The organism is Gelidibacter maritimus (genome assembly GCF_014062315.1).
Classification (GTDB): Bacteria; Bacteroidota; Bacteroidia; order Flavobacteriales; family Flavobacteriaceae; genus Gelidibacter; species Gelidibacter maritimus.
Window position 1 is genome coordinate 253,566 of sequence record NZ_JACGLT010000005.1, and the last position, 25,761, is coordinate 279,326.

Annotated in this window: 17 protein-coding genes; 6 read left to right on the forward strand and 11 right to left on the reverse strand. The window is 37.7% G+C overall.

Annotated features, from left to right (window positions below; genetic code table 11):
* Positions 1–48 precede the first annotated feature (48 nt).
* From H3Z82_RS08825 to H3Z82_RS08855, 7 genes are all read right to left on the reverse strand, one after another.
* On the reverse strand, positions 49–3,126 hold the full coding sequence (locus tag H3Z82_RS08825) for a SusC/RagA family TonB-linked outer membrane protein (RefSeq protein ID WP_182205059.1): 3,078 nt from the start codon (positions 3,124–3,126) through the stop codon (positions 49–51).
* 341 nt (positions 3,127–3,467) lie between these two features.
* Complete coding sequence (locus H3Z82_RS08830) at positions 3,468–3,824, reverse strand: cupin domain-containing protein (protein ID WP_182205062.1); 357 nt, start codon at positions 3,822–3,824, stop codon at positions 3,468–3,470.
* Between the two features lie 10 nt (positions 3,825–3,834).
* Positions 3,835–6,126, reverse strand: a complete 2,292-nt coding sequence (locus tag H3Z82_RS08835; protein WP_220459155.1) for an alginate lyase family protein — start codon at positions 6,124–6,126, stop codon at positions 3,835–3,837.
* A gap of 109 nt (positions 6,127–6,235) precedes the next feature.
* Entirely contained in the window at positions 6,236–8,473 is a 2,238-nt protein-coding gene (locus tag H3Z82_RS08840) for a heparinase II/III family protein (RefSeq protein ID WP_182205065.1), read from the reverse strand.
* Positions 8,474–8,481: 8 nt separating this feature from the next.
* Positions 8,482–10,785: a chondroitinase-B domain-containing protein gene (locus H3Z82_RS08845; protein WP_182205067.1), complete on the reverse strand. Its 2,304-nt coding sequence runs from the start codon at positions 10,783–10,785 to the stop codon at positions 8,482–8,484.
* A 71-nt stretch (positions 10,786–10,856) separates the two neighbouring features.
* On the reverse strand, positions 10,857–11,903 hold the full coding sequence (locus tag H3Z82_RS08850; RefSeq protein ID WP_182205070.1) for a T9SS type A sorting domain-containing protein: 1,047 nt from the start codon (positions 11,901–11,903) through the stop codon (positions 10,857–10,859).
* A 45-nt stretch (positions 11,904–11,948) separates the two neighbouring features.
* Complete coding sequence (locus H3Z82_RS08855) at positions 11,949–12,860, reverse strand: polysaccharide lyase family 7 protein (protein ID WP_182205072.1); 912 nt, start codon at positions 12,858–12,860, stop codon at positions 11,949–11,951.
* A gap of 626 nt (positions 12,861–13,486) precedes the next feature.
* Here H3Z82_RS08855 and H3Z82_RS08860 point away from each other — a divergent pair.
* Positions 13,487–15,055 (forward strand): serine hydrolase, encoded by a 1,569-nt coding sequence (locus H3Z82_RS08860; protein WP_182205074.1) that lies wholly within the window; start codon positions 13,487–13,489, stop codon positions 15,053–15,055.
* A 309-nt stretch (positions 15,056–15,364) separates the two neighbouring features.
* Entirely contained in the window at positions 15,365–16,693 is a 1,329-nt protein-coding gene (locus tag H3Z82_RS08865) for a D-serine ammonia-lyase (RefSeq protein ID WP_182205077.1), read from the forward strand.
* A gap of 31 nt (positions 16,694–16,724) precedes the next feature.
* On the opposite strand, the gene H3Z82_RS08870 is transcribed toward H3Z82_RS08865, so the two are convergent.
* From H3Z82_RS08870 to H3Z82_RS08890, 4 genes are all read right to left on the reverse strand, one after another.
* Positions 16,725–17,864 carry a DmpA family aminopeptidase gene (locus H3Z82_RS08870; RefSeq protein WP_182205079.1) on the reverse strand — a complete coding sequence of 380 codons (1,140 nt, stop codon included), beginning with the start codon at positions 17,862–17,864 and terminating at the stop codon, positions 16,725–16,727.
* A gap of 3 nt (positions 17,865–17,867) precedes the next feature.
* Entirely contained in the window at positions 17,868–18,620 is a 753-nt protein-coding gene (locus H3Z82_RS08875) for an aspartate/glutamate racemase family protein (protein WP_182205082.1), read from the reverse strand.
* Between the two features lie 161 nt (positions 18,621–18,781).
* Entirely contained in the window at positions 18,782–20,359 is a 1,578-nt protein-coding gene (locus H3Z82_RS19640; protein ID WP_235982414.1) for a glycerophosphodiester phosphodiesterase family protein, read from the reverse strand.
* A 338-nt stretch (positions 20,360–20,697) separates the two neighbouring features.
* Positions 20,698–22,260, reverse strand: a complete 1,563-nt coding sequence (locus tag H3Z82_RS08890) for a glycerol-3-phosphate dehydrogenase/oxidase (RefSeq protein ID WP_182205084.1) — start codon at positions 22,258–22,260, stop codon at positions 20,698–20,700.
* A gap of 235 nt (positions 22,261–22,495) precedes the next feature.
* Between H3Z82_RS08890 and H3Z82_RS08895 the strand changes: the two genes are divergently transcribed.
* From H3Z82_RS08895 to H3Z82_RS08910, 4 genes are all read left to right on the forward strand, one after another.
* A complete protein-coding gene (locus tag H3Z82_RS08895) occupies positions 22,496–23,404 on the forward strand; it encodes a helix-turn-helix domain-containing protein (protein WP_182205087.1) in 909 nt (302 codons plus the stop codon).
* 65 nt (positions 23,405–23,469) lie between these two features.
* On the forward strand, positions 23,470–23,985 hold the full coding sequence (gene azu / locus H3Z82_RS08900; RefSeq protein ID WP_182205089.1) for an azurin: 516 nt from the start codon (positions 23,470–23,472) through the stop codon (positions 23,983–23,985).
* Between the two features lie 8 nt (positions 23,986–23,993).
* On the forward strand, positions 23,994–24,425 hold the full coding sequence (locus tag H3Z82_RS08905) for a hypothetical protein (protein ID WP_182205092.1): 432 nt from the start codon (positions 23,994–23,996) through the stop codon (positions 24,423–24,425).
* Positions 24,426–24,764: 339 nt separating this feature from the next.
* Positions 24,765–25,727, forward strand: coding sequence for an endonuclease/exonuclease/phosphatase family protein (locus tag H3Z82_RS08910; RefSeq protein WP_182205094.1), 963 nt, complete (start codon positions 24,765–24,767; stop codon positions 25,725–25,727).
* Positions 25,728–25,761: the final 34 nt, after the last annotated feature.

Below are 25,761 nucleotides of genomic sequence, written 5' to 3' on the forward strand. Positions count from 1 at the left end.
AATATGAATTTTTCATAATTTATATATGTTTTTACGTATCGTTTTTAATTAAAATTCCAAGTTAAGACCTAATGAAACCGTTCTGTAAATTGGCGAACCTGCTCTTTGGTAACCATAAGTTGTTGGGCTCGTATTGTAAATGGATTCCGGATTAAAACCTGTATAATCATCAGCAGTAAAATATAGTAAGTTTTGTCCTGCTGCGTAAAGCCTTGCTTTTGAAAGACCTATTTTGGAAATCAAATCCTGAGAAAAATTATATCCAATATTCACATTTCGCAAAGCGATATAGGACGCATCCTGAACAATGGAGTTGGTAAATATTTTCTCCCTGATAAAACCTTGATCTGGCGTTGTTGCTGGAATAAAATCTTGAGCACTATTAAATTGATTGAACAAATACTGATCCCCCATATTTCTTACCTGTGCACCGTGACTGCCCTGGAACATGAAACTTACGTCAACATCTCCGAATTGTAGCTCATTGGTAAAGCTCCAAATTAGCTTTGGATATGGACTACCTAAAATAGTTTTGTCATCATCATCGATCAATCCATCACCATTTAAATCCTTCACATAAACATCCTGAGCCTGTCCACCAACTGGAAAATATGGATTACTAATAAATTCTTTTGGAATTTCTCTATCTACAACCCATCCATAGAAAGATGAAATTGGATTTCCAATCAAATTGATCCATTCTGCCGCTCTTTTGTCATCAACATTTTGAATGAGTCCATTTGAATCACCAAAACTGATGAGCTCATTCTTATTGACTGAACCCAATATGGTTGTTGACCATTGAAAATTTTGATTAGATACATTTCTCGTTCTCAACTCTATTTCATATCCTCTATTTTCAACTTCACCAAGGTTAACCAGAGCATTGGTAAAACCAGTGGTTGAAGAAATAGGGTTATTCAACAACAACTGATCACTGTTTCGTTGGTAATATTCAAACGAACCCGATATCACATTGTTAAACATTCCAAAATCAATTCCTGGGTTAATTTCCACAGAACGTTCCCATTGCAAGAACGGATTCGCAATATTAATTGGGTTAAAACCTGTTACCAAACTATTGTCAACCACTGCAGTTGACGCCGTTAATAGTGCCAAATAAGGATAATTATCAATCAGCTTGTCACCCGCATTTAGATTAAGATTTCCTGTAACCCCATAACTGAATCGAAATTTTAAATTATTGATGACCTCACTGTCTCTCATGAATTTTTCCTTTGAAACAACCCATCCCACAGAAGCCGCAGGGAAATCACCATATTTATTATCTGGTCCAAAAACCGAACCTCCATCACGTCTAAAACTTAATGAGGCCAAATATTTATCCTTGTAGGCATAATTTAACCGTCCAAAAACAGATAATAAACGTCTCTGGTAATCCATAGATTCCTTTTCAGATATGATTGTGGCCGCCGAAATGGTTTTAATATACTCATTATCATAGCCAGCTCCAGTAACGGTTTTAAATGAGGTATCCCATTTTTCGGCCGCAAAACCTGCCACCGCACTCACATCGTGATTCCCAAAAGTTTTGTTATAAGACAAATACTCTTCCGTAACAATATGAATTGTATTCTCATCAGACAATGTTAATTCTATCACGGAAGGGCCTATGTTATTGGATTTCTCTCCCCAAAAACGCTTTCTGCTCGTGTTTTGAAAGTCGCCTCCCAAAGAAGCCCTGAAACTCAAAGCATCTGTGATATTGTATTGTAGGTAAAAATTACCGAACAGTTTAAATTTCAAATCCCTGCGATCGCGCTCCAAGACTTTTGCTCCAGGGTTTGTATTGGAGGTATCACTAATATCCGTTCCACCGGAAGCTATAGGTTGCATCGTATTCAAATCGAAATCATCAAACATACGTTGCTCTGCATAATCACCAATCTTTGCGTTTGCCCACCGACCATTCTCTCTTAGTCTATTTACAAATGGCATATTTTCTTCAGAAAGGTAAAGTGGCAACCATGGTGCCTGTCTTAAGATATCGTGAGTAGATCCATCAAAACGGGTTGTATTGGTATAAGATGGAGATAAATTAGCACCTATGGAAAACTTATCACTTAGCTTTGTATCTATAGTCAATTTCGCATTGTATTTTTTGAAGTCATCTATAATCAATACGCCTTCATCGTGTGAATATCCAAGAGAAGCGCTAAACTTTGTACGCTGACTTCCACCTCTTGCACTAAACGCATGGTTGGTAATGGTCCCGCCATTGAAAATGATGTTCTGCCAATCATTATCAACCCCTAACAACTGCATATAACGTGCTCTGTCCGATAAAGTTCCTGTTTCCTCGAGTTCTAAAGCTATGGCATCCTTAACTGAAAAGTTGTAAGCATCACTTTTCTTGGCATCTTTGCGTCCCGTAAAGGTGTTATAGCTAAACTTGGTCTTCCCTTCCTTACCTTTTTTCATGGTAATCAAAATGACGCCATTAGCACCTCTTGAGCCATAAATAGCCGAGGAAGCGGCATCTTTAAGCACCTCAAATGAATCGACATCATTCATGTTTAAGGAGCCTAAAAAGTCATCATCCACAGCCAAACCGTCAACTACAATTAACGGAGAGGAGCTTCCAGCCAATGAACCAGTACCTCTAATTCTAATGGTTGGCGCTGAACCAGCTTCACCGTCAGTGGTTTGAATATTAACCCCCGAAACCTGTCCAACTAAAGCATCATCTACTCTCGCCGATGCAACTTGATCTAAATCTTCATTGACAACCTTAGAAATAGATCCGGTTAAATGACTTTTTCTTTGACTACCGTATCCTACAACGACCACTTCATCTAATGTCGCTAAGTCTTCTGCCAACGAAACATTCAACTCTGTTTGATTATCGATGATAATAACTTGGGTTATAAATCCCACATAAGAAAAGCGCAGCACATCTCCTTTAGAAACTTCGATCTGATACAATCCATCAAAATCAGTTGTTGTTCCTTTTGATGAGTTTTGCACGATAACATTGACACCTGGTATGGGTTGGGAATCTGTAGCAGAAACTACCTTTCCTGTAATCAAGATGCCATTTTGAGCAAATAATGAGACATTAAAGACCGCGATGAGGATTAATGTCAATTTAATTTTTAGATTCATAATTTGTTTTTTGTTTAAAGTGTAAATCTTGGATAACTCCATATTAATAAATCACTTTATCACAACACATGTTTCGCTTAACTCAAATCTTTTTGTATTTTTGCAGAACATGGTGTCATAAAGACGGCATGTAACTATTTACTTCCCTCCAAAGAAGTATTTTTACTCTAAAAGGATAGGCGTGCACCTGTCCTTTTTTTTGTTACAAACCTTAGACAATATTGGTTAACCAGATTGGTTTACCACATTGGTTGACCAAATATAATAAAAAAATGGTAATTCCAATACTTTTGTAAAAAAAAGTTTTCTATTTAACATATTTCAATGGTACAAGTCTTAATTCACTGACCCTTAGGTAAGAAATCTTCCCGAATTGGACTAAACACATCAATCAACATGCCCTCATGTGTGCAGGTTGCTCCGTGCATGACGTTTGATGGAATATAAAAACTGTCACCTGTTTTAATCGTTTTGGTGACATCGCCTATGGTCAGTTCATATTCTCCACTTTCAACATAGGTGACTTGAGAATGGACGTGATTGTGCATTGATCCGACTGCCCCCGTTTCAAAATGAACTTTAGCCAGCAAGATTTTATCATCATACCCCATAATTTTTCTTTTAATGCCGTCTCCAATGGTTTCCCATTCAATTTGGTCATCAAAAATAAATTCCTCACTACTTCTAACTGTTTTCATCCCAATAGATTTAATTAATAGGTTTAAATACAAAAGGTCCTTCCCATTTGACCGTAGTATCATTTATATATAGTTGATGTTGCCCATCATTTGAACTGTTGTTGTTGTTGTTGTTGGCCATAACAAACCACCATTTTTTATCATCTTTAGAGGTGATTTCAATTGCAGTGTAATCCTCATCGTCATGTATCACTGCTATGTTCTTTATTTGTCCATAAGCATTCAACGCGAATTCCGACACTGGGCTGTATGAGCCGTGCGTCTCCAATATGGAAATAAAAATGGCATCCTTTTTATCTTTTTTTCTGATGATAAATGCTGGCTCCCGCCGCAGATTAAACACTGGATCATTTGCCCCTATTCTTGCCAACACCAATTCATCACCTTTAGATGTAACGGAAGTCAAGGTATAAAACGTATTGTTCAACATCCAATTGAAACTCGTGTTGTTGCCGTCGGAAATACCTAAACCTTCTTTATATAAATGTTGATAGCCATTTGAATCTCCTAATTGGGTTAATGTTTTTGGCGTTTCATATTTAAAATTGGTCTGTAACAACTGTCCCAAATAATAAAAAGGTAAATCATAATTATTGGACGTGGCAGAGTTAACCTTCACAATATCGAGAACGAAAGGGTTTTCAAAATTTTCATCCTTAATTAGCGCCATAGTCCGCTGAATCTTAGTTCCAGGATAGGCATTTTCCTCAATTGCACTGACCACTTGCAGATTTTCATCATCAACATTAAATAGATATTTTTCAGAATGATGTTGACTTCCAGTTTCGTAATCGCCTTTAAAGTGCGAGGTCTCATTTTGCACTAACGTGTTGTGGGCTATGGTTTGCTTTGCCCAAGTAGTATTCTCCTTCAGATAGTTGCCACCACCTTTTTGTTCAATGTTGACATATCTCGCCAAACCGTAATCCTGTAATACTTCTTGCCCTGCATTATATAATGAAAATGACAATTTATCGTAATGCCCATGGCTTAAGCCTTGGGCTGCATATTTAAAAACCAATTCCAAATCGTCACTTCGTAGGATTCCGATAGCACCTTCATCGCCCATTTGGCCATCACGCAACTCAATTGACTTTTTCACAAAAGGTTTAGCTTTCTCTTCTTTGATTGCCACTGCAACGGACAGGCCAGTATCATCTAGAGACACACGGTTTTGTTTCTGGGCAATATCAAGTAATTCAGGATTTTGACCACCATAGTAATAGGCAATATCCACACAGGTCACCAGTTCCCGAGAAAAATAGGACATCCCTTTTTGGGCATCGTTTATAGGAAAAAAATCACCATCCGCATCGGTAAGATTTAATAAGGCATTCACCGCTTTTAAGAGTACACCATCCTTATATTCAAAAATCTTTAATTCAGGTTTTACATTCTCAAGTGCTTGCGCAAAAATCAGAAATGGATACATGGCGTAGCGCTGATAATAAGGACCTTCGGTATAATAGCCATCTGGAGAGAATGGTTCATCCAAATTACCATAAAAACCAACTTTCTGACCTTCTTTTTTTATCAGTCCGCCATCATTGTCTCTCATTCCTGCGGTCAACTTATCATCTTTGATCCCATATAAAGCTCTGTCCAATAATTCAGCATCATCCATGACTAAAGCAATCATCCCAACGGCCACATTGCCCCAGGTACTATGATTATGAACACGATTAAAAAATTGCGGATTGCCTATGGAAATATAATCGGCAAACGGACGGAATAAATCCTTTTCCAATAGATCGCGGTCCTCTTTAGATAACCAATCATAAATACAGTCATAGGCTTGACTTGTATACACTAACCAATTGGAGTCATTCAATGCTTGCCAAAAAAGCTTGCCGCGTGCGTAAGATCGCTCTTGTGGATGGATAGGAAGAGTTGGGTATAATTTGGCATAGGCCATCAACATATCCCGAACGTATATGGCGTAAGTGTCATCTTCCAAAATCTGAAACAGGACACCCGCCTTTTGCATCATTAAAAAATTTCTTTTATGTCGTTCGTGCGTATAACCACCAGAAAGATCCTTTGGAACAGGCACTTCAATCCCCAACCTGATTTCTGCATCTACTTCTGCTTTCGCCTCCTCTAAGGAAGTATCAAAAAGTGGAATATTCCCGAGTTTGGATTTTATTTCTGCGACTCCTTTTTGAGTGAGAATGAGTTTTGGGTGATGCTTGACTTCATTGTGCGTCAGAATGCGCTGTTGCGCCATCGGTTGGCACCCAAAAAATAGCGATAAAATAAAAAGAAAACTGTATTTGAAGTTGAACTTTAATTGAGATTGCATGCTCTTTTTTTAAATTGGTTGACCAATCTGGTTGACCAAATATATAAAAATTTATTAATCCATCAATTTTTAAAGAGTTAAATTAAGAAATTAACAGAAAATGAAATTGCTAATTTTGAATAGTATAAGTATAGGTCTCTCCTGGCAATAATTTCTTTTGAATGGATTTGCCATTAATAGCATTTATAGCAATATTGTGATCACTTAATGATAAGATGTGGATTTGACGTTCATTAAAAGTGATAAAAACATCAACTTCGCTCTCAAAGGTTATCGTGACAGTCCCGAATGTTATCTCAGATGATGAAAATGCATAAAGCTGCTCATGTTTCGAAATGATAGTAGCACTAGAAGAGTTTGTAATTTCATTGGACTTATTTATAGTCCAGCCATTAACTATATAATCGTTTGAGTTTTCGTCAATGCGATGGTCATATTTTGAAAAAGGATAAATAACTGTTAGAAAGCCAAAATTGTTTTGATCATTCTTTGACAAGACGCTCCACTCCTTCCCTCGAGCTCCATCCGTTAAGACCTCATCTACGTCATGCAATTGTAAAATATCAACTCCTGAACCATCATCAAAAGTTGCACGAAGTAGATTTGGCGCATTTTCAAAACTGTAATGTCCTTGCCAAACTTGTTTATACGTATGTTTTTGATTCGATTTAAAATTATCTTTCACGATCCAAAAACCACTTTTAGTATCGATAACTTGTCTGCTGTAATCAACCCCTATATTATTAAAACCATCATGTGATCCAATATATACATCTAAGTCCGCATTGGTTTTCCACAATAATGTCTTAGGATTTGGCAACTTCCCAAATTTCCCAAACCCACTTCCTCCTTTGTTGGAAGCGTATTCTTTTCCTTGCAACTCATCATCTACCAATGCCACGTTTTTAACCATGGAGTTTTTGAACAATTCCAAATCTTCCAAGGAATAGCGCACTTGGTAATTGGGCAATAACACGTGAGTATTAGCCATGGCTTGGATCCCTAACATATCACCGTGCTGATGGTCGGGTTTTTTTGGGTCCAATCCAGCAGAAATAATGAGCATTCGGTCGTTCTTTTCCCAGCCCTCTCTCATGATATATAGACCCGTATCCTCAAAAGCTAAAGATTCATAATTTGGTTTCTTGGAAGTGATGTCTTTTAAAAGTTCCAATTGGGAATTATTCAAATACCAAAACATTTTAGACTCTACCTTTTTTTTGGCAAAATATCCCATCTCAGGATTTCCAAAAAGCACGTACCCCAAAGTCAGTGCTCCGGAAATATCATTTTTTTCTGCCCAAGGCGCATCCGTATCATCGGAAAGTACTGGAGCAGATTTATCAGGGTAAGCAATTTTGATAAGTGTCGTAAATAAAGACTCCAATTTTGAATCCCAGAAAGGATCCAAGGGCATTCCGCTATTTTTAGCCAATTGATAAACATAATAGTAGTTATCAATATCACTTATATGATAATGTACGGTACGTTCAAATTGAAAACCATCGTCATTAATCTCCTTTTCCAAATGCATTTTTAAGAGTGACATGGAGCGTTCAAACCATAAATCGGCATCTTCAAAGTCTTGAAATAAGATAGACAACATGGCTAAAGCAGACATCCCACGGGTTTGGTGATTTCCCGAAGTGAATTCTTCATTGTTTTCAAACAAATCCGAACCGTGCTGTAATAAGGTAGCAATTGTATATAATTGATCGTCATCAGAATAATTCTTTTCGCCCAAAAACATATTATGGATCTGCAACCAATTTAAGATGCGATACCCTGAACGAAATACTTCATAAACACCATTGCCATCTTCAATTGTTTCAAATTGATTGGTGAGTAGTGCAGCATTTAAGGACAGCTGCTGTTCTTTAAAATAGTTGATGAATTTTGGTTCCTTATTTTCATAGTAATAGTCGAAGGCAATATCTACCATCTTATGCTGACGCGCCAAATGTCTGATTGCATAGGCATTTACCGGAGATCCGTCCGTATAGTTAAACGGTAATTTCCAAGTAGTTTTGGCTGAGAATTTTGACCTATGGTCCAAAGCTCTTTCCTGATGTGAAACTTTTACATTAGGATATAGATCATTATAGGTTTCAAATCTGGCATCCATTTGTTTCCAATCGAAGAAATAACGTTCAGAAAATTTCTCTCTAAAATAGGATGCCAATTCATCTGTGTTACTGCCGTTAAACTTGGTTTTAAGATCTTCTTTTAAATAACGCCTCAATTCTATAATTGGAATAATTTTATCAGAAGGGATTGTTTGCCCAAACAGCACAAAGGAATAGATTGAAAAAAAGAAAATCAGATATGTGCTGCTTGGGTTCATCATTGAATCTTTTAGTACATTAATTTTAATTTTAAGTTCTGAACCACTTGTATTTCGCCCGAATTTTCAATGGTATTATCAACAGGTTTCTGATCTTTCTCACCCCAAAGCACCGCAATCAGTTTTACAGGATTGTTTTTGAAGGTATTATTGGAGAAATCGACATTAATGATGCCTCTGTTTTTTATAAGGATATGGTCTGCTTCCTGTTTCCCCGAATTGGTGACCGTATTATTTTGAAACACTAAATTTCCGCCTATGGTGGATTCATCATAGCCACCTCGATGATAATCGAGAATGGTTTCATTAATATTGGTGAATTCATTATTCTTCAAAATGACGAACTCTGCATTATAATCACCTTTATCATCGGTTTCTTTATTTAATTGAAATCCTCGATTTGAGTTCTTAATGACCGAATTTACCACTGAAATGGTATCTGCGAAAGCCCCTTTACTGACCTGTAAGACGTTTTTGAAATTATCCAATTCTACATTTTCCAAAAACAAATCATAAGCCTTGGTCATATTCTTATCCAAAGTTGCAAAGGCATTTTGATTGCCATTTCCTTTCATAAAGATATCATCGAGTTGCAATCGTGCTTTGGGATGCAGCTCAAAAGCAATACTATCAGAATTAAATATCAATTCCGCTTTATTGTTTTTGTCAGAAGAGGTTATGGTGATATTTTTGTTGATGATCAATTTTTCATTCAACTCATAGGCTCCAGGATTCAAAGCCAAAATATCTCCGGAATTCGCTTTTTGAAGTTGACCTACTAATTCTTCAACATTAGAAACCTGCAATGTCTGCGCTTCATAGGCTGATTTCTCTGTAGCAAACCAATCCGTGCCATAGTTCTTTTTATCTACTAAAACGACGCCATCCTTAACAGGCACTATTATAGCACCTACGGCATTTTGCTTTGTGCGATCATTTCCGAAAAGATCTGTAGTTATTGTTTCGAAATCAAAACCAGGATAAACAGATTCAAAATTTTCTGTGGGAACGAAGAGACCATCTGACACTTCTTTCACCTTAAAATCTTTTGTAATCAATCCCTCAGATTTGACAGGACTATGGTTTGGACTGTTTAGAATGTTTTTCGCAAACATAACGCCATCTACAGAGTCATGGGCCACTACAGGTTGATCATCAGGATTATGATTGTATATCAAATTATTGGCGACAATGGTACGGATAGCTCTTGCCGAACGGATTTCCGATTCTGGTAAAACCTCACTCTGACTCACATTAGAGCCCACACCAAATTGAAATGGCGATTCACAGTCAATATAGGTATTGTAAGCCACCACCACATCGGTGACCTGGTTATAGCGATTCAATGGCGATCTTGGAATGCCGTTCATCACTGCAAGTGGACTTCTAAACACTTTTCCTTTCAGTTTGTAGAAATAGTTATTCGTAATCCAGTGGCCCGTATTGACGACTCTAATACCACCTATAAATTCCGAATTATCATTTCCTATAAAAACATTCCCATCTATTTTTGCATAATTCCCATGACGTAATACCAAAGACCCTTCGCTTTCAAAAAACACATTGTTGGTAAATTCATTAAAATTCGATTTACTCGAAATGATTTCAACTTCACCATTGCAACGGTCAAAAAGGTTATTGGATACGATGGTATGCGATGGCGTCATAGACGTGTAGCTATCTCCAACTTGAAGGGTCTCTCCATGTGGCCCGCCCTTTCGAGGTCTTGGCCCGAAATGGTTGTTGATGATTTTATGATAATTCTTAATATGTTCATTACCATTCAATCGGACCATGACCGTCGGTCCAAAATTCGATTTTCCGGCGATATAACAATTGCTCAATTCATTATGACGTCCCCAGAATTCGACCCATTGATCTGAAACCTCACGATTGGGCTGTGTAAATTCCTCAATCACACAATTGGTCACTTTGCTGTACATTGCAATATTCTCATCATCAATTTTAAACTGGATGACATTTTTGGTCGGCGTATGTCCGTTTTTAAAGTGTAAATCTTTAACAATTAGATATTGGCCGCCAATTTTCAAATTGGACACCCCTTCAATCGTAACTTTTCCTGGCGTTTCTGCTCTTAAAACAATGGGCTCATCTTCCGTACCCTGACCTGAAAATTCAATCTGAACATCCTCCCAAATACCATTTGCCATAACGATTTCATCGCCAGCTTTACTGTTTGTGATGGCTTCCTTTAAAGCCTCAATATCATTAACAGAAATTGAATTCGATGATATGGGTTTTTCACACCCAAAAAATAGGATTAGACAGAATGAAATTGAAATGAATGTTCTCATGATTTTGTTTGTTCAAAATTATTTAAATGGAAAAGCCTTTAAATTAAAGGCTTTTCCATATAAGTAATTGGTTATTGCTCTTTAATTATTTTTTTGGTTACCGACTGGTCTCCAGAATTTATTTTCATTAAATAAACGCCACTTGCCAATGTTGATATATCTACTTGATTATTGAGCAGTCCGTTTTGTGAATAAACATTAGCTCCCAAGATATTATAAAATTGTAGCGATGTTACCGTCATATTGTTGGTCTCCACATTTAAAAAATTCCGAGATGGATTTGGATAGACCTTAATATTATTGGCAAACTCATTTTTTGACACACTTGCTGTCGGGTTTGTGGTGACTGCCAACCATGAATTACCGATTCTCACTTCGTCCAGTATGATTCCAGGTGTTTTAGAATTTGACCCTAAATTAATTCTTACTTTATCAAGGTTAGTTCTTGTTGATGTAGCGGTTTCATCTGTAATATAAGTAGTTGCTGGCTCATTGCCATCAACTACTGGATTGATCCACATCTTTGAAACTGCATTGTCTATATCATAATATATCACTACAAACAAGTCTTGTTCAACTGTAAATGCATCAGGTGCCCAAACGGCATTGGTTGTGTTATTGTTTTCAGAGATTCCTAAATTAAACGTGCCATCATCAACTTTTCTAATATAGACACATGACGTATAATTGAGAGATGTCCCACTGCTTGAGGTTTTTGCAAAAGAATAAAAATACTCTGGACTATTCGTGTTCACCGCAGATTGATCTATCGCTCTAAAAACAAATGACGAATAGATTACACCCGTATCACCTTGATCAGGTATTGCAATGACCGGGTCATCACCTCCACCAACAAATTCCAAAGCATTTCCAGTTGCTGCTGGAAGACCTGCAGGCAAAGACCATGCTGGGGAGGCCACTATAAATGGATCTGCACTTGACCCCGCACTTTGGAATGCTGGAATCATCCAGTCACCAAAGCCAGTGTTGGTGCCTTCAGTAATAAGTTTTTCACCAATGGTATAATCAATGCCGTCGTAATAAGGAAGCGATACTTGAGCTTGAATCCCGTATAGAGACAGGACAGCCGTTAAAAGGAAAAGTAATTTTGTTTTCATAATTGTGTGTTTAGTGGTTAGTAATGGTTATTAATGGTAAAACTCTTAATGAGTGACATTCAAACTGTAATATTTTATATAGGCAAAAGCATCGGCATCTGTTGTGACCAAATAATTGCCTGCCTTAAAGTAATTTTCAAAAGGCCACTTGGCCAAACTGACATCTTCATATATAAAAGGTGAAGCATCATTCAATTGCAGTTCTAACCTTCCATTGGAAGCTGTAATTTTAAAATCAAAAGGCTCAAAACCTACGTAACCAAAATTATGTTTGATATCTGTCCACGTAGAAGAAGAGACATTTAAAAGGTCATCACCTTGAGTATTTTCGTTTACCAATGACTTTTTGTGTGCCCATAAATACCCATCTTTCCAATACATTTTTAATAAAGGAGGCCCATTATTTGAAGAAAAACCATGTAACTGCATGTCCTTTATTGAAATAATACCATGTATTTGCATAACAATCACGCTATGATATTTTGCACTACTTTTAGTGTTTTCAGAAATACTATCCACTTTCAAACGACCTTTCATGATGCCGCCGTCAGATAGCTTCCAATTTTCACGAGAATTGGATGGATTGATAAGCTCTCTCAGTTCCGTTCTGGAATAGGAACTATTGGTTGTAGAAGTCTCAGGATAGGTATAAAAGACAATGGAGGCATCCGAAACATCATCATACATAAAAGGTTTGACCTCTTCTAAATTTTGATATCCGAAATTTACAAGTTTTGCGGGTTGGTATTCATCTGGACTGCCATTTTTATCTCTATCTACGGGAAGAGTAACTTTCCAATTGGAGAAATCAATGTCTGCAAAAACAGGAGTTGGTGTTTCTTCGATTTCTTCCTGTTGTTCCTGTTCTATTTCTTCCAAAACTTCATTGGATGAACTGCAGGTAAACAACAGAGACATCATTAAACTTAAAAGTAAAAAACTTGCTCTATTGGCCATGTTTTAGATTGTAATATTTGTTAAATCACATAATTGGTTTACCAGATTGGTTTACCAAATATATATAATTAAAGTTCAGAAACAAATATTTCTATGAATATTTAGCAATTCAGAAATTATAGAGAAGTGAAATGTAATTTTATCTGGACCATACTTTTAAAAATTTTTATGAACCCTTTTAGCTAAATTTCGATAGGAATAGGAACGGACCAACAGAGGCTTAACTCTCAACTTAAAAACACAATTTGAAATCTTTCTAAAACAGTACATTTATGAAGTATAAATTGAAATATATTATTAAATAAATCACTTTCTAATTGGTTAGCAATAGTTTGTTATTAGGCCATTATTCCATGTTCTATCAGTTTAAACTATTTTGACTTTCAAAATTATGCCAAGCTGATAACATTACAAGTAGTAACGAAAACAAGTAGATAACCATAAAGCACAGAACCAATATATCTAATAGTTCCAACTGATTTCCACTGGCATTAATAACCCTTTTCCAAAAATCTCCATCAGATAAAACAACCATACTTGAGATCAGATTTTTTCAACCTTCACTTTTAATATTATAAATTTGAAAGATTTCATACCTTTAAAGTCTCTTTATTAAAATCAATATCATGAAGTCACTTATCCATAAAAAACTATGCCTTACGGCACTCTTCCTTTCCATCAATTTTTTAATAAATGCGCAAGCCTTGAGCGGCCCGCAGATTGACAGTTTAGTCCAAAAAACGATGACTACTTTTGATGTTCCCGGAATGGCTGTGGCGGTATTGAAGGATGGCCAGGTCTATCACAAGAACACTTACGGTATCAGATCAATAAAAACAAATGCCAAAGTTGATGAAAACACACTTTTTGGTGTGGCTTCAAATACCAAAGCATTTACAACAGCAGCTATGGGTCAACTTGTAGATCAAGGCAAACTTACTTGGGATACGAAAGTCATAGACGTTATCCCAGAATTTCAACTTTACGATCCTTACGTGACACGGGAATTCACGGTTCGAGACCTCGTCACCCACCGTAGCGGCTTGGGTCTGGGCGCTGGAGATCTGATGGTGCTTCCCGCTTCCAACACCACTACTAAAGATGAAATGATCCATAATCTTAGATATCTAAAACCCGTATCCTCTTTCAGAAGTAAATTTGATTATGACAACCTGCTCTATATTGTCGCCGGCGAAGTGGTTTCAAGAATTTCAAAACAATCCTTTGACGATTATATTTCAGAAAATTTCTTTAAGCCATTAAAGATGGAGCGTTCCTTACTTTCTCTATCTGAAATAAAAGCTGACAACAACAGAATTGATGGTCATGCACCTGTAAACGGAAAACTCGAATTGACAGCGAATACCTTTACCCAAATCTCTACACCCGCAGCAGGAATTTTCGCCTCCATCAACGATATGTCCACTTGGGTACAAGCATTATTGAACGAAGGGAAATACGGCGAAAAACTAAATGATACTCTTTTCAGCACTAAAGTTCTCAACGACATGTGGACCCCACAAACGCTTATCAAAACCGGGAAAGGCCCGTACAATACACACTTCTTAGCTTATGGCCTGGGATGGTTCTTGAGTGATGTCAACGGCCATTTTCAAGTGACACACACGGGTGGATTGCTCGGGATTGTCAGTCAGGTAACACTTATTCCAGAAATGAATTTGGGCATTATTGTGCTCACAAATCAACAGAGCGGTGCGGCATTCAACGCTGTGACCAATTCCATCAAGGATGCCTATTTCGGCATCAAAGACAAAGACAGAATACAGCAGTATAATGAACGGCGATTGGCAGGCGAAAAGGAAGAGGACAGCATCGTTTCTGCTTTGGAAAAAAGCATTACCGCGCAACTTAAGAATAAAACCCAAAAGCCTAATCCTGCAGATTATACCGGGACATATATTGATAACTGGTTTGGAAAAGTGGCCATCACCAATCAGAATGGCAGTCTTCATTTTAAAGCTTTAAAATCTTCGGACTTAACCGGAACCATGGCATTTTATAAAGGCACAACCTATGTAGTACGATGGAATGACGCTTCGCTTAAAGCCGATGCTTTTGTGAATTTCAGTTTGGACACCGAAGGTAAGGCGAATGGTTTTAAAATGAGTCCGATTTCGCCATTGACAGATTTTAGTTATGATTTTCAGGATTTGGATTTTAGGAAAGCGGACTAAATTAAATACCGTTATGGCAAAGAATGTCACCCGACATTGGGATAAAACGTGATTCGCTGTCCTTACCTATTTTATCGGTCCGCTCCTGGATAATCGACCCTAATTATCTTGAACGAAATCGAGTTTTTTAGATTAATTTCCAATGTGTTTATCCTGTTTTCAATTTTAAACGACTCAATTCATTTGCATTCACTCACATTCATTCAACATATAAATTAACCTTAACTCGGAAGCAAATCGAAAAATTATCCTTATTTTTATTCATTCTAAATAGTGGTATTTTTCATTTATTGTTATAACTCCGAAATTATGTATTCCAATAACCAAATAAACGTTTTTATAGAAACCTCTCCCATTCTTGAAGAGATCAAAAGAGCAAAACCCGTGTCTTGGGTCAATCCCGAGTTACAATCTGTACGGCACGCCGCAAAATTCTCCATAGACATGAATGATATGAGAGCAGCCGAGCAATTATGGAAACGTTTCGCACCATTTTTCGTAAAAGCTTTTCCCGAAACTGAAGAAAGTCACGGAATTTTAGAGTCTCCTCTCCTTGAAATCCCAAAGATGAAATCGCTTTTAGATGGCAATAAGGAAGAAACAAAAGGACGATTGTTCTTAAAATGTGATAATGCACTTCCTATTTGTGGATCTATCAAAGCTCGTGGGGGTTTTTTTGAAATCATGACCTACGCAGAACACTTAGCGCTTGAATCGGGTCTATTGAAAAAAGAGGATAATTACAGTGTTTTGACCGCTCCCAAATTCCGAGAGTTTTTTAGCAAACATCAGATTGGTGTAGCATCAACTGGTAACCTCGGACTCAGTATAGGTATTATCAGTGCGAAATTAGGTTTTGAAGTGACAGTGTATATGTCTGCCGACGCCAAACAGTGGAAAAAAGAGTTGTTGGGTAAGGCCGGAGTGACTGTCGTCGAGTTCGATGGCGATTTTAGCGAGGCCATTTCTGTCGGACGAGAAAAAACGAAGTCAGATCCGAATGCCCACTTTGTTGATGATGAAGATTCACACGATTTATTTCTTGGTTATACCGTAGGTGCATTACGGATAGCGGAGCAGTTAAAATCGCAAAACATCAAGGTTGATGCAGATCATCCATTAATTGTCTATTCCCCATGTGGTGTGGGTGGCTCTCCCGGCGGAACAGCTTTTGGGTTAAAGCAAATTTATGGCGATCATGTGCATTGCTTCTTTGTTGAACCTACACATTCTCCCGCGGTCTTGACAGGATTGGTTACCGGTGAAATGAGTCGTATCAGTGTTCAGGATATTGGACTTGATAACGTAACAGATGCAGACGGTTTGGCTGTAGGTCGACCTTCACATTTCGCCACAAAAATCAGTAAATCTCTAGTCAGCGGTATTTTTACGGTAGAAGATGACGAACTGTTTAAACTTTTAGCCCAATTAAAAGACACCGAGAACATCTTTCTCGAACCTTCTGCTACTGCAGGTTTAATAGGACCTCAACGGTTACAAAAAACAGATTATGTAAAAACACATCAACTCAACCTGAACAATGCAACGCATATCGTATGGGCTACTGGTGGTCTTCTCGTGCCCGAATTCCAAAGGAAAAAGTTTTATGAAAGAGGCCGCCAACTGCTGATGACCTAAAATAATTTTATTTTGAGGCCATTAAAACCGGTTAGTTTTCGCGTGCTTTGTATTTATCCAATATCTCCAAGGTTTCTTTGATGGGCAGCGCTTTCATTTGTCTTCCTTTTTGACCCACAATATCCTCAGCCATAAACATGGAATTATAAATGGCTTCTTCGGTAGCTTCAAAGACAGCCAAAAACAAAGGAGACATAAAATCATTTAGAACTTCTGGACTGGTTTTTTCAATGGACTCAGCATCATACGGAATTCTGGTATCCTTGTGCGTACTGAAAGCAATACTGTAATCGCCACTTCCGTTGGAAGAAAAAGACCCCACAGCACCGAAAGCTAAAAATGAACGTCGTGCCAAGCGTTGTAAGTTTCTACTTGAAAGTGGAGCGTCAGTGGCAATAATAATCATACAGGAACCATCCACTTGATATGGCACATCATTAGCCATATAGTAAGTGTCCAATTCTTTGCCCACAGGAGCACCGTTAATTCGCAAAATGCCACCAAAATTTGTCTGAACCAAGACCCCTACGGTATATCCGCCTTTGGATTTGGGTAGCACTCGGGAAGACGTTCCGATGCCACCTTTAAATCCCAGCGTATTAGTACCGGTTCCAGCGCCAACATTACCTTCGAGAACTTCTTTGGTTGAAGACGTATTGATGGCTTCAAAAACATCAGAAGTAGTTACATGGCGGCCTCTAATATCGTTCAACCAACCATCATTGGTTTCTCCAACAACGGGATTGACCGACCTAATTTTCGAATTTTCAGGAATGCTCAATGTGTAATCAACAAGTGCATTCGCCACTAAAAAAGCGTTCAGAGTATTTGTTAAGGCTATTGGTGATTCAATATTTCCCAATTCCTCAATTTGTGTGGTGCCGATTGATTTCCCAAAGCCATTGCCAACAAAAATACCAGCAGGGACTTTCTCTTTAAACAGATTGCCTTGATGTGGTAAAATAACAGTTACCCCCGTCCGAATAGAGTCGCCGATATTTAAGGTCTTTTGGCCAACCGATACACCAGCTACATCAGTAATGGCATTGTACTTTCCAGGGGTGAGAATACCTGGTTTAATACCTAAATCACGAGCTCGTTGTCGTTCTTGAGCACTATTCTGAAACGGTAAGCTAATCAAGAGTAGGCCTACCAAAATAAGTCTTGTCATCAGTTATAAAGGTTTTAGTTTTTCGGGATTTATTTTGTGAATTAATTTTCTTGCCAAAACGTTGGTAGGATTGATTGCAATCATACCATTAACTTCCTTAGTGGTGATTACCAATGGTATTTCCGTACATCCTAAAATTACAGCTTCTGCACCATTTTCCTTAAGATAATCCATGGCAATCTCCAAGTTTTTCTTGGCATCTGGATGAAAAGGATTCGATTTTGATTTTATACCATATTCTGGATGGTAAATGGCCGGATGAACGCATCTTTCCTGCATCTCCAAAGTAGGTACAATAGCCTTAAAACCGTTATCTTTTAAGACATTTGAATAAATCTTCTGCTTATAGGTCCCCGTGGTCGAAAGTACACCTATTTTAGAAAAATGCGGGTAATTTACTTTAATGAAATCGATCGTTTCATCGATCATATGAAGTAACTTGATGTGACTCTTTTGCTTATTCAATTCTTCTTTGACCAAGGAAAATATCTCGGGTGCATGTGCTGTATTACAAGGAATGCCAACGACTGTAGCACCCGATTTTTCTAAGTCCGAAATTATTTTTGCAATAGAATAGCCTGGATTTTCATCGACTTCTCCTAAAAGGTATTCCGTTCTATCCTTGATTTTGGACGGTAAAGAAAACAACAAAGCATCCAAATGGTCCTGATCCCTTTTGGCCAGAGTGTTATCAAAAATATTCTTTAATAAGTCAATTCCTGCATAAGGTCCTACACCTCCCACAATTCCAATCATAAATACTTCTTTTCCATGAGCAGCAGAATTATCCTGCGTGCTTCAACATTTTAACTAAGGTAATGAGATTTTCAAAACAATCCATGATGAATTAATTTTTTAGGACGAGCCTGTCTTCTCTATTTGAAACTAGCCACAGAACCTTCATTTGTTCAATTCCTTTATTCCAGTCTGAGTTCAACAAAAACCGGAAAGTGATCCGAAGGAAATTTAAAATCTATTGAACTTGACAGCGTCGCATATTTCTCAACCTTAATCCCATCAGATACCATGATATAATCAATTCTTCGGGTTACAGGCTCATTATATTTGAAAGCGTTGAACGTACCTTCGGGTCCGAAAACGACCTCAGCCTTTTCTCGTGAATCAGAAAGTTGAGATTTTAAAGACCTAATGACTTCTGAATCCGGTTCTACGTTAAAATCACCCATCAAAATCACAGGATAATTTTGGATATTCACTTCTTTAATCCTGTTTAAAATGAGTTGCATTCCTTCTCTTTGTGCTTCAGCACCTACATGATCTAAATGCGTGTTAAAGACCCATATTTTCTGTTCACTTTTCTTGAAGGTAAATAATCCATAAGTACACACCCTTGGATAATCGGCATCCCAACCCTTAGAAACTACATCGGGAGTTTCGGAAAGCCAAAACGTATCTTCGTTTTCGACCTTCAATTTATGGCTGTTGTAATAAATTCCTGAATGTTCGCCTTCCTGCCCGCCATCACGTCCTTTCCCGATAAACTTATAATTTTCCAGAGATGCTTTTAAGTCGTCCACCTGATTTGGCTTAGCTTCCTGGACCCCAAGAATATCAGGTTCCAAAAACAGAATTTGAGAACTTAGAAAGTCCTTTCTATTGGGCCATGCATTTTCTTTATCTGATGCAATGTCCAGACGTAAATTATAAGTCATGACCTTAAGGTCGTTTTCAGATTTCTTTTGAGTCCGATGTCGCATCCGCTCAAATACCAGCTCTGGCTCATCCGTGGTAATATAATCAAAACCATGAGCCAAAAACATATCAATATCTTTGGTTCTATTGACCGTCCAAACATTCAATTTCAGATTATGGTCCTTGGCACTTTCTATCCATTCCGGGTTACGTTTATAGACGCCAGCTGCATAATCTAATCCAAAAATCCCGGCTTCTTTCAAAGCTTCCGGAGCCATCGAGCCGTTTAAATATTGTGTTTTCGCTTTCGGATTTACCTCAATGATTCGCTTTAATAGTTCATAGCTAAAACTGATATAATAGGAAATATACTTTTCAGCATCAACTTCTTCAACCAATTCCAATACTTTCTCTGCCATGAGTTCATTCCGACCTTCAGTTTTTGAAGGTTTGATCTCACAAACCAAACCTGTACCTGGATTGTTTTCCATTCCTGCCAACAGATAATCTCTTAAGGTGGGCAAAATTTCACCATTGGATAATTTGTGTTTCGATAATTCTGAATATGTAGTTTTTTCAATAATGAGTCCGTTATGATCAGCATCGTGGTTCACCACCAATACGTTGTCTGAAGTCATACGCACGTCAAACTCTGACCCGGTACAGCCCAACGCTATGGCATGTTTTAGGGATGCAATAGAGTTTTGGGGAAGATTTTGAGCCTTCCAGGCTCCCCTATGGGCAATTACAGGATTTTCTGAAAACGTTATGCCGATCGGTGGTTTGGTCGATTTGCATGTCTGCAGTGACATGACCATTAACAGTATAAAAACATAACGCATAATGTATTTTTTTTTAAAAGAGTTAAACCAGATATCCGCCTAATAAACATCATTACTATCAACCCTAAGTTATTTACTTCATCCTAAGTTCAAATTTAAGATAATTTGGTAGCAATCACTCGAGATTGTCGGTGCAAACAAAAATCGAGGTACCATCAGTCTTTGATTGCACTGTTTCTTTAATCTGCACGAAAACATTGTCAGAGTATGAAGATGCCCGAATTCTTTAATTAAGACTAAGCGTAATTAAAAATAAAACGAACGATTTTAGTACGACTTCTTATTGTAGAGCGGACTAAAATTATATTTCGGAAAATACGATTCAAAATCGCTTTTATTTATATAATATACTGATCTGCCAATTGGGTGAACTCCTCAATCTGGGATTGTTTCCAAGCCTCGTCCTTATCTAAATACTGAGCCAATATTTCCGCAACTTGAGGTGCAACATCTTGTGAAGCCTTTGCATCCAAGAACAGGATACGCACGCGTCTTGCCAAGACATCTTCTACCGTTAAGGCCATCTCATTTTTAACCGCCCAGACCACTTCGGCTTTTAGAAATTCCAATCTTGGATGCAACTTTTCACCGAGCTCAGGCGCCGCCTTAATCAATTGTTCGATAGCTATCTGATCTGTCCCATAAACATATAGGTGGTCGTCATCCTCTGCTGAACCGTCAGCACCATGAATACTCAAATGTTTTGTTTGACATTTCTCACGAGGCAATTTACCCAAAGCTATCACCTTGTTTATGGTATCCTGGGCCATTCTTCTATAGGTGGTCCATTTGCCGCCAGTAATGGTAATCAAATCGGACGATGACACAATTATCTTATGACTTCTCGAAATTTCCTTAGTTTTTTCTGAAGGATCTTTTGGTGCTGCCAGCGGTCTTAATCCGGCAAAGATGCTCAACACATCTGCCCTGGACACCTTTTTATTCAAATAGGCATTGGCAGTTTCCAAAATAAAATCAATCTCCTCTTCTAATGGTTTAGGTTCCAAGCTATGGCTATCGAGCAGTGTATCAGTTGTGCCTACCACCACTCTATGATGCCAAGGCACCAAAAAAAGCACTCTCCCATCAACTGTTCTAGGAATCATAATCGCATCATTGCCCGGCAAAAAGGAGCCGTCCAGCACCAAATGAATACCTTGGCTAGGCCTTACTGTGTTTTTGGCGCCAGCAATATCCATTTGCAAAATCTCATCGGTAAACACGCCAGTTGCGTTAATCACTACCTTGGCATTAAAGTTATATTTCCTATGTGAGTCTTGGTCAATGGCAGTAACACCACTGACTTTTCCGTCAGTATCTTTTTGTAATCGGGTGACTTTAAAATGATTCAAGAGTGACGCCCCCTGTTCAATAGCAGTCTGAGCAATATTGATTGCCAATCGTGCATCATCAAATTGCCCGTCATGATATACCACACCTCCTTTAAGATGGTCTGTTTTGATGGTGGAAAGTCTCCGTGAGGTTTCATTTTTAGAAATTCTTGTCGATTTACCAAAGCTTAATTTTCCTGCCAGAAAATCATAGACTTTCAATCCCACAGTGTAAACAATAGCATCCCACCATTTATAGGTAGGAATGATAAACGATTGATTTTTGACCAAATGTGATGCATTTTTCAGCATCAGTCCACGCTCGTACAAAGCCTCTTGAACCAAGTCAATATTGCCTTGCGCCAAATAGCGTACACCGCCATGCACCAATTTGGTACTTCTACTGGACGTCCCCTTTGCAAAATCTGATTGTTCCAAGAGCAGCGTCTTATAACCTCTGGTAACACTGTCCAGCGCTACACCGAGGCCCGTTGCCCCGCCTCCAATAATAATAACATCCCACTCAGGATTGCCTTCTAAGGGTTTTAATAAAGATTCTCTATCGAACAAAAGGCTATGGGTTGGGGTGGTTATTCAATTTCAAATATAGATATTTTATTCACCACAATTCGTAAATCCGTCAAACGAAATGAAACCAAAGAATCCTCATGGGCTAAAATCATAAAAGCAATAGTTTTGAATAAAGTCCGTAATTTTATGCTTACTAATAAACCAGATGGTCAATTTAATTTTTCATGGTGCATACCTGCCTTAAAATCTACTAACCCTATTATCTGACAAACCATTGAACACATCAAAATCCAACATTCCGGTATTGAGTCCGACGATTTTTAGAAAAGATCATATTAAAAACAACACGGATGAATTATTGAATGATGACAGTATCGCTGAGTTTTTTATCCATTCTTTTAAGGATGACGATGTGTATCTTAATCTGCCTCTTCCGCCCCATAAAAAAACGGTTCACGACTTTGTTTTTATAACTAATGGCAGCATGGCGAAAAGCTTACGACTTGAGACCTATCTATTATATAAAAATGACTTTTTATTCACACCCAAAAACAACATTACTACCACTACATCAGTATCTCCCGATCTTGAAGGATTTTATTGCCATTTTTCAGATGAGTTTATTGGAGCGAACCCATTTTTAGGAATCTGGATCACCCAACCAAGTCATCAAAATTATTTGCAGATAACTCAAAAAGAAGCCTTTAATTTAGAGCAATTATTAGCTCGAATGGTTGAACTTTTTAAACATCGAAAAAAGAATCCCAACAACAATCGCTTAATCACATTTTACCTTTCTACTTTTATTGCAGAATTGTTTTTAACGATAAAAAAACAAGAGCTTGAACCAAGACAAGATAACGCTATGTTCTCAAACTTCATGAGCTTAGTTCTCAAATACTTTAAGCAACATTGGTCCATTCAAAAATATGCAACAACGTTGAACATTACGCCTAATCATCTCAATAAACGTGTCAAGCAGGAGACGGGAAAAACAACTTCGGAAATCATCAAGGAAACCATCATTTTAGAAGCTAAGGTACTGCTTCTTCAAACCAATATGAATATTAAGGAAATTAGTACAGAATTGGGTTTTGATGACGCTTCATATTTCAGTCGCCTTTTTAAAAACCAAACGAACGCCACACCTTCAATGTATCGAAAAATGATTGATTTGTCCTAATTTCGGCATAAAAAATCCTCTAAAAAGGAAGTCGTAAGCATTATATTTGCTAAAAACTTAAAATAATGAAACGGAATAGATTTACCTCCACTTTTCTAATTGTAACATTGGCCCTTGTAGGCTTTGTTTCCTGTCAGGAAACCTCTAAAACTGAATCGGTAGCAAATGAAATGACGCCTGACGCATTAGAAAAATTATCAAAACAAGATACGATAACCATCCTCTTGAATTCTAACGATAAAATGCAATTTGACAAGACCGAAATCACAGCCTATGAAGGTCAAACTATAATATTAACCCTAAAACATACTGGTACGATGCCCGTTACCGCAATGGGCCATAACTTTGTACTGATTAGCAACGGCATATCCGTTTCTGAATTTGCCAAAATCGCCATTAAAGCCAAAGAAAACGACTATATCCCAACGGATTTAAAGCATGTTATTGCTTACACAGATCTTATAGGTGGCGGAGAAAGTACATCTGTCACTTTTAAGGCTCCGGCAAAAGGAACATACGACTTCTTGTGCTCTTTTCCTGGCCATTACGCTATTATGAAAGGTAAGTTTAACGTTAAATAAAATAAAACATGTACACTATTCTCAAAGAATCACATAACGGCATTGGCATGCTTTTGCTGTTCCTCTTATTACTAGTAATTATTTTCATTCTTGTGCGATTTTTATTGAAAAAACCTTTCAACAAATCAGTGAAAGTTGCTGCCTTGATAGGAATGGTTACCATGCACATTCAAATACTTATTGGTTTGATACTCTATTTTTTATCTCCTTTGGGAATGTCAAACTTTTCAGGAGAATCCATGGGGCATACCATCTCAAGGTTTTATATTGTAGAGCACCCTATTGGAATGCTATTGGCTGCCGTTTTAATTACCATCGGCTATAGAGTCACGAAGAAAATCAATCTCCCAGATACTTCTAAATACAAAAAATTGCTAATTTATTACTTTCTTGGTTTTGCAATTGTAGCCTACTTAATCCCCTGGTTTTTATGGTCGTAAATATGGTCAGAATTTAAACATTAGCATCGGATTTTTGAACAGCTATTTAAATGTCAGCGTGTCACTTAAATATAAATTCAATGATGTACCCGATGGGAGTCAAGAACTTTAAAAAGGACTGCAAAATACCATGAAACAGGACCAGTTATTTTTTAAATCTCCCAATTTCTGTAGTAACTAAACACTATTGTTTTTATAATTATCAAATAGAGCAATGGGCATATTTTAACTTATAACACTGAATGACAAAGGCTTATATCAAGCAAACATCTACCATCAGGAAATAAAATATAGACGCTAAATTAAACGTCAAAACCTATAATTCATTATATTTAGTGTATGATCGCCATCACCGACATACCACCTACAGAGGTTCAAGACAATCTAAATTTGTTGAAAGCCGATTTAGACTCAAAAATTCCCTTTAAAAAATTAGATAAAAATCTCCTTATTGCCACTTGGAATATTCGTGCCTTTGGAAATTTAACGCGCAAATGGGATTCTGATGATGAGGATTCTCCCAAACGCGATTTGCATTCTGTTTTATGCATTGCTGAAATTATCAGTCGGTTTGATGTTATTGCCATTCAGGAAGTCAAAGACAATATAAGAGCGCTCCGAGACACTTTAAAAGTGTTGGGTAAAAACTGGTCTTTTATTCTCACCGATGTCAATAAGGGCAAAGTGGGCAATGGTGAACGCATGGCCTATTTATTCGATACCCGAAGAGTGCATTTATCAGGATTGGCAGGAGAATTGGTGGTTCCCGAAGAATGGGAAGATAATATCGGAAAGCACGCCCTATCCAAACAGTTTGTAAGATCACCTTACGCCGTAAGTTTTCAATCCAATAAACACACGTTTATATTAGTGACTTTACATATTCTTTATGGGAAAAGCCCACAAAGCCGAATTGAGGAACTTAGAGGCATTGCCAAATGGCTTTATAGTTGGGCGGACAGTATCAATGCCTACCATCAGGATTTTATTGCTTTGGGCGATTTTAATATCGATGAACGAGGTGATCTATTAGAAGAGACATTTCTTTCCGAAGGCTTGTACATTCCTCCACAGCTTCAGAATGAAAACGTTACCCGATCTATTTTTGATACCACTAAATTCTACGATCAGATTGCTTGGTTCAACAGTCAGGGCAATGGACCAAAATTGTCCATGGAATTTATAAATGGCGGCAATTATGACTTTGTACCTTATGCCCTTGCAAATCGAGATTTAACCAAACAAAGCCTGTCTTGGCTGATTTCCGATCATTATCCGTTGTGGGCTGAATTTAAGGTGTAACGCCCAACAGAAAGCTATTTCAAATATAGAACAG

What these genes read in the sequence shown, in the direction of transcription:
- H3Z82_RS08830 (WP_182205062.1), bottom strand. Translation starts at nt 3,824, where the DNA reads ATGAAAACAGTTAGAAGTAGTGAGGAATTTATTTTTGATGACCAAATT.
- H3Z82_RS08850 (WP_182205070.1), bottom strand. Translation starts at nt 11,903, where the DNA reads ATGAAAACAAAATTACTTTTCCTTTTAACGGCTGTCCTGTCTCTATAC.
- H3Z82_RS08860 (WP_182205074.1), top strand. Translation starts at nt 13,487, where the DNA reads ATGAAGTCACTTATCCATAAAAAACTATGCCTTACGGCACTCTTCCTT.
- H3Z82_RS08870 (WP_182205079.1), bottom strand. Translation starts at nt 17,864, where the DNA reads ATGACAAGACTTATTTTGGTAGGCCTACTCTTGATTAGCTTACCGTTT.
- H3Z82_RS08835 (WP_220459155.1), bottom strand. Translation starts at nt 6,126, where the DNA reads ATGCAATCTCAATTAAAGTTCAACTTCAAATACAGTTTTCTTTTTATT.
- H3Z82_RS08825 (WP_182205059.1), bottom strand. Translation starts at nt 3,126, where the DNA reads ATGAATCTAAAAATTAAATTGACATTAATCCTCATCGCGGTCTTTAAT.
- azu (WP_182205089.1), top strand. Translation starts at nt 23,470, where the DNA reads ATGAAACGGAATAGATTTACCTCCACTTTTCTAATTGTAACATTGGCC.
- H3Z82_RS08840 (WP_182205065.1), bottom strand. Translation starts at nt 8,473, where the DNA reads ATGATGAACCCAAGCAGCACATATCTGATTTTCTTTTTTTCAATCTAT.
- H3Z82_RS19640 (WP_235982414.1), bottom strand. Translation starts at nt 20,359, where the DNA reads ATGCGTTATGTTTTTATACTGTTAATGGTCATGTCACTGCAGACATGC.
- H3Z82_RS08845 (WP_182205067.1), bottom strand. Translation starts at nt 10,785, where the DNA reads ATGAGAACATTCATTTCAATTTCATTCTGTCTAATCCTATTTTTTGGG.
- H3Z82_RS08865 (WP_182205077.1), top strand. Translation starts at nt 15,365, where the DNA reads ATGTATTCCAATAACCAAATAAACGTTTTTATAGAAACCTCTCCCATT.
- H3Z82_RS08855 (WP_182205072.1), bottom strand. Translation starts at nt 12,860, where the DNA reads ATGGCCAATAGAGCAAGTTTTTTACTTTTAAGTTTAATGATGTCTCTG.
- H3Z82_RS08910 (WP_182205094.1), top strand. Translation starts at nt 24,765, where the DNA reads ATGATCGCCATCACCGACATACCACCTACAGAGGTTCAAGACAATCTA.
- H3Z82_RS08875 (WP_182205082.1), bottom strand. Translation starts at nt 18,620, where the DNA reads ATGATTGGAATTGTGGGAGGTGTAGGACCTTATGCAGGAATTGACTTA.
- H3Z82_RS08905 (WP_182205092.1), top strand. Translation starts at nt 23,994, where the DNA reads ATGTACACTATTCTCAAAGAATCACATAACGGCATTGGCATGCTTTTG.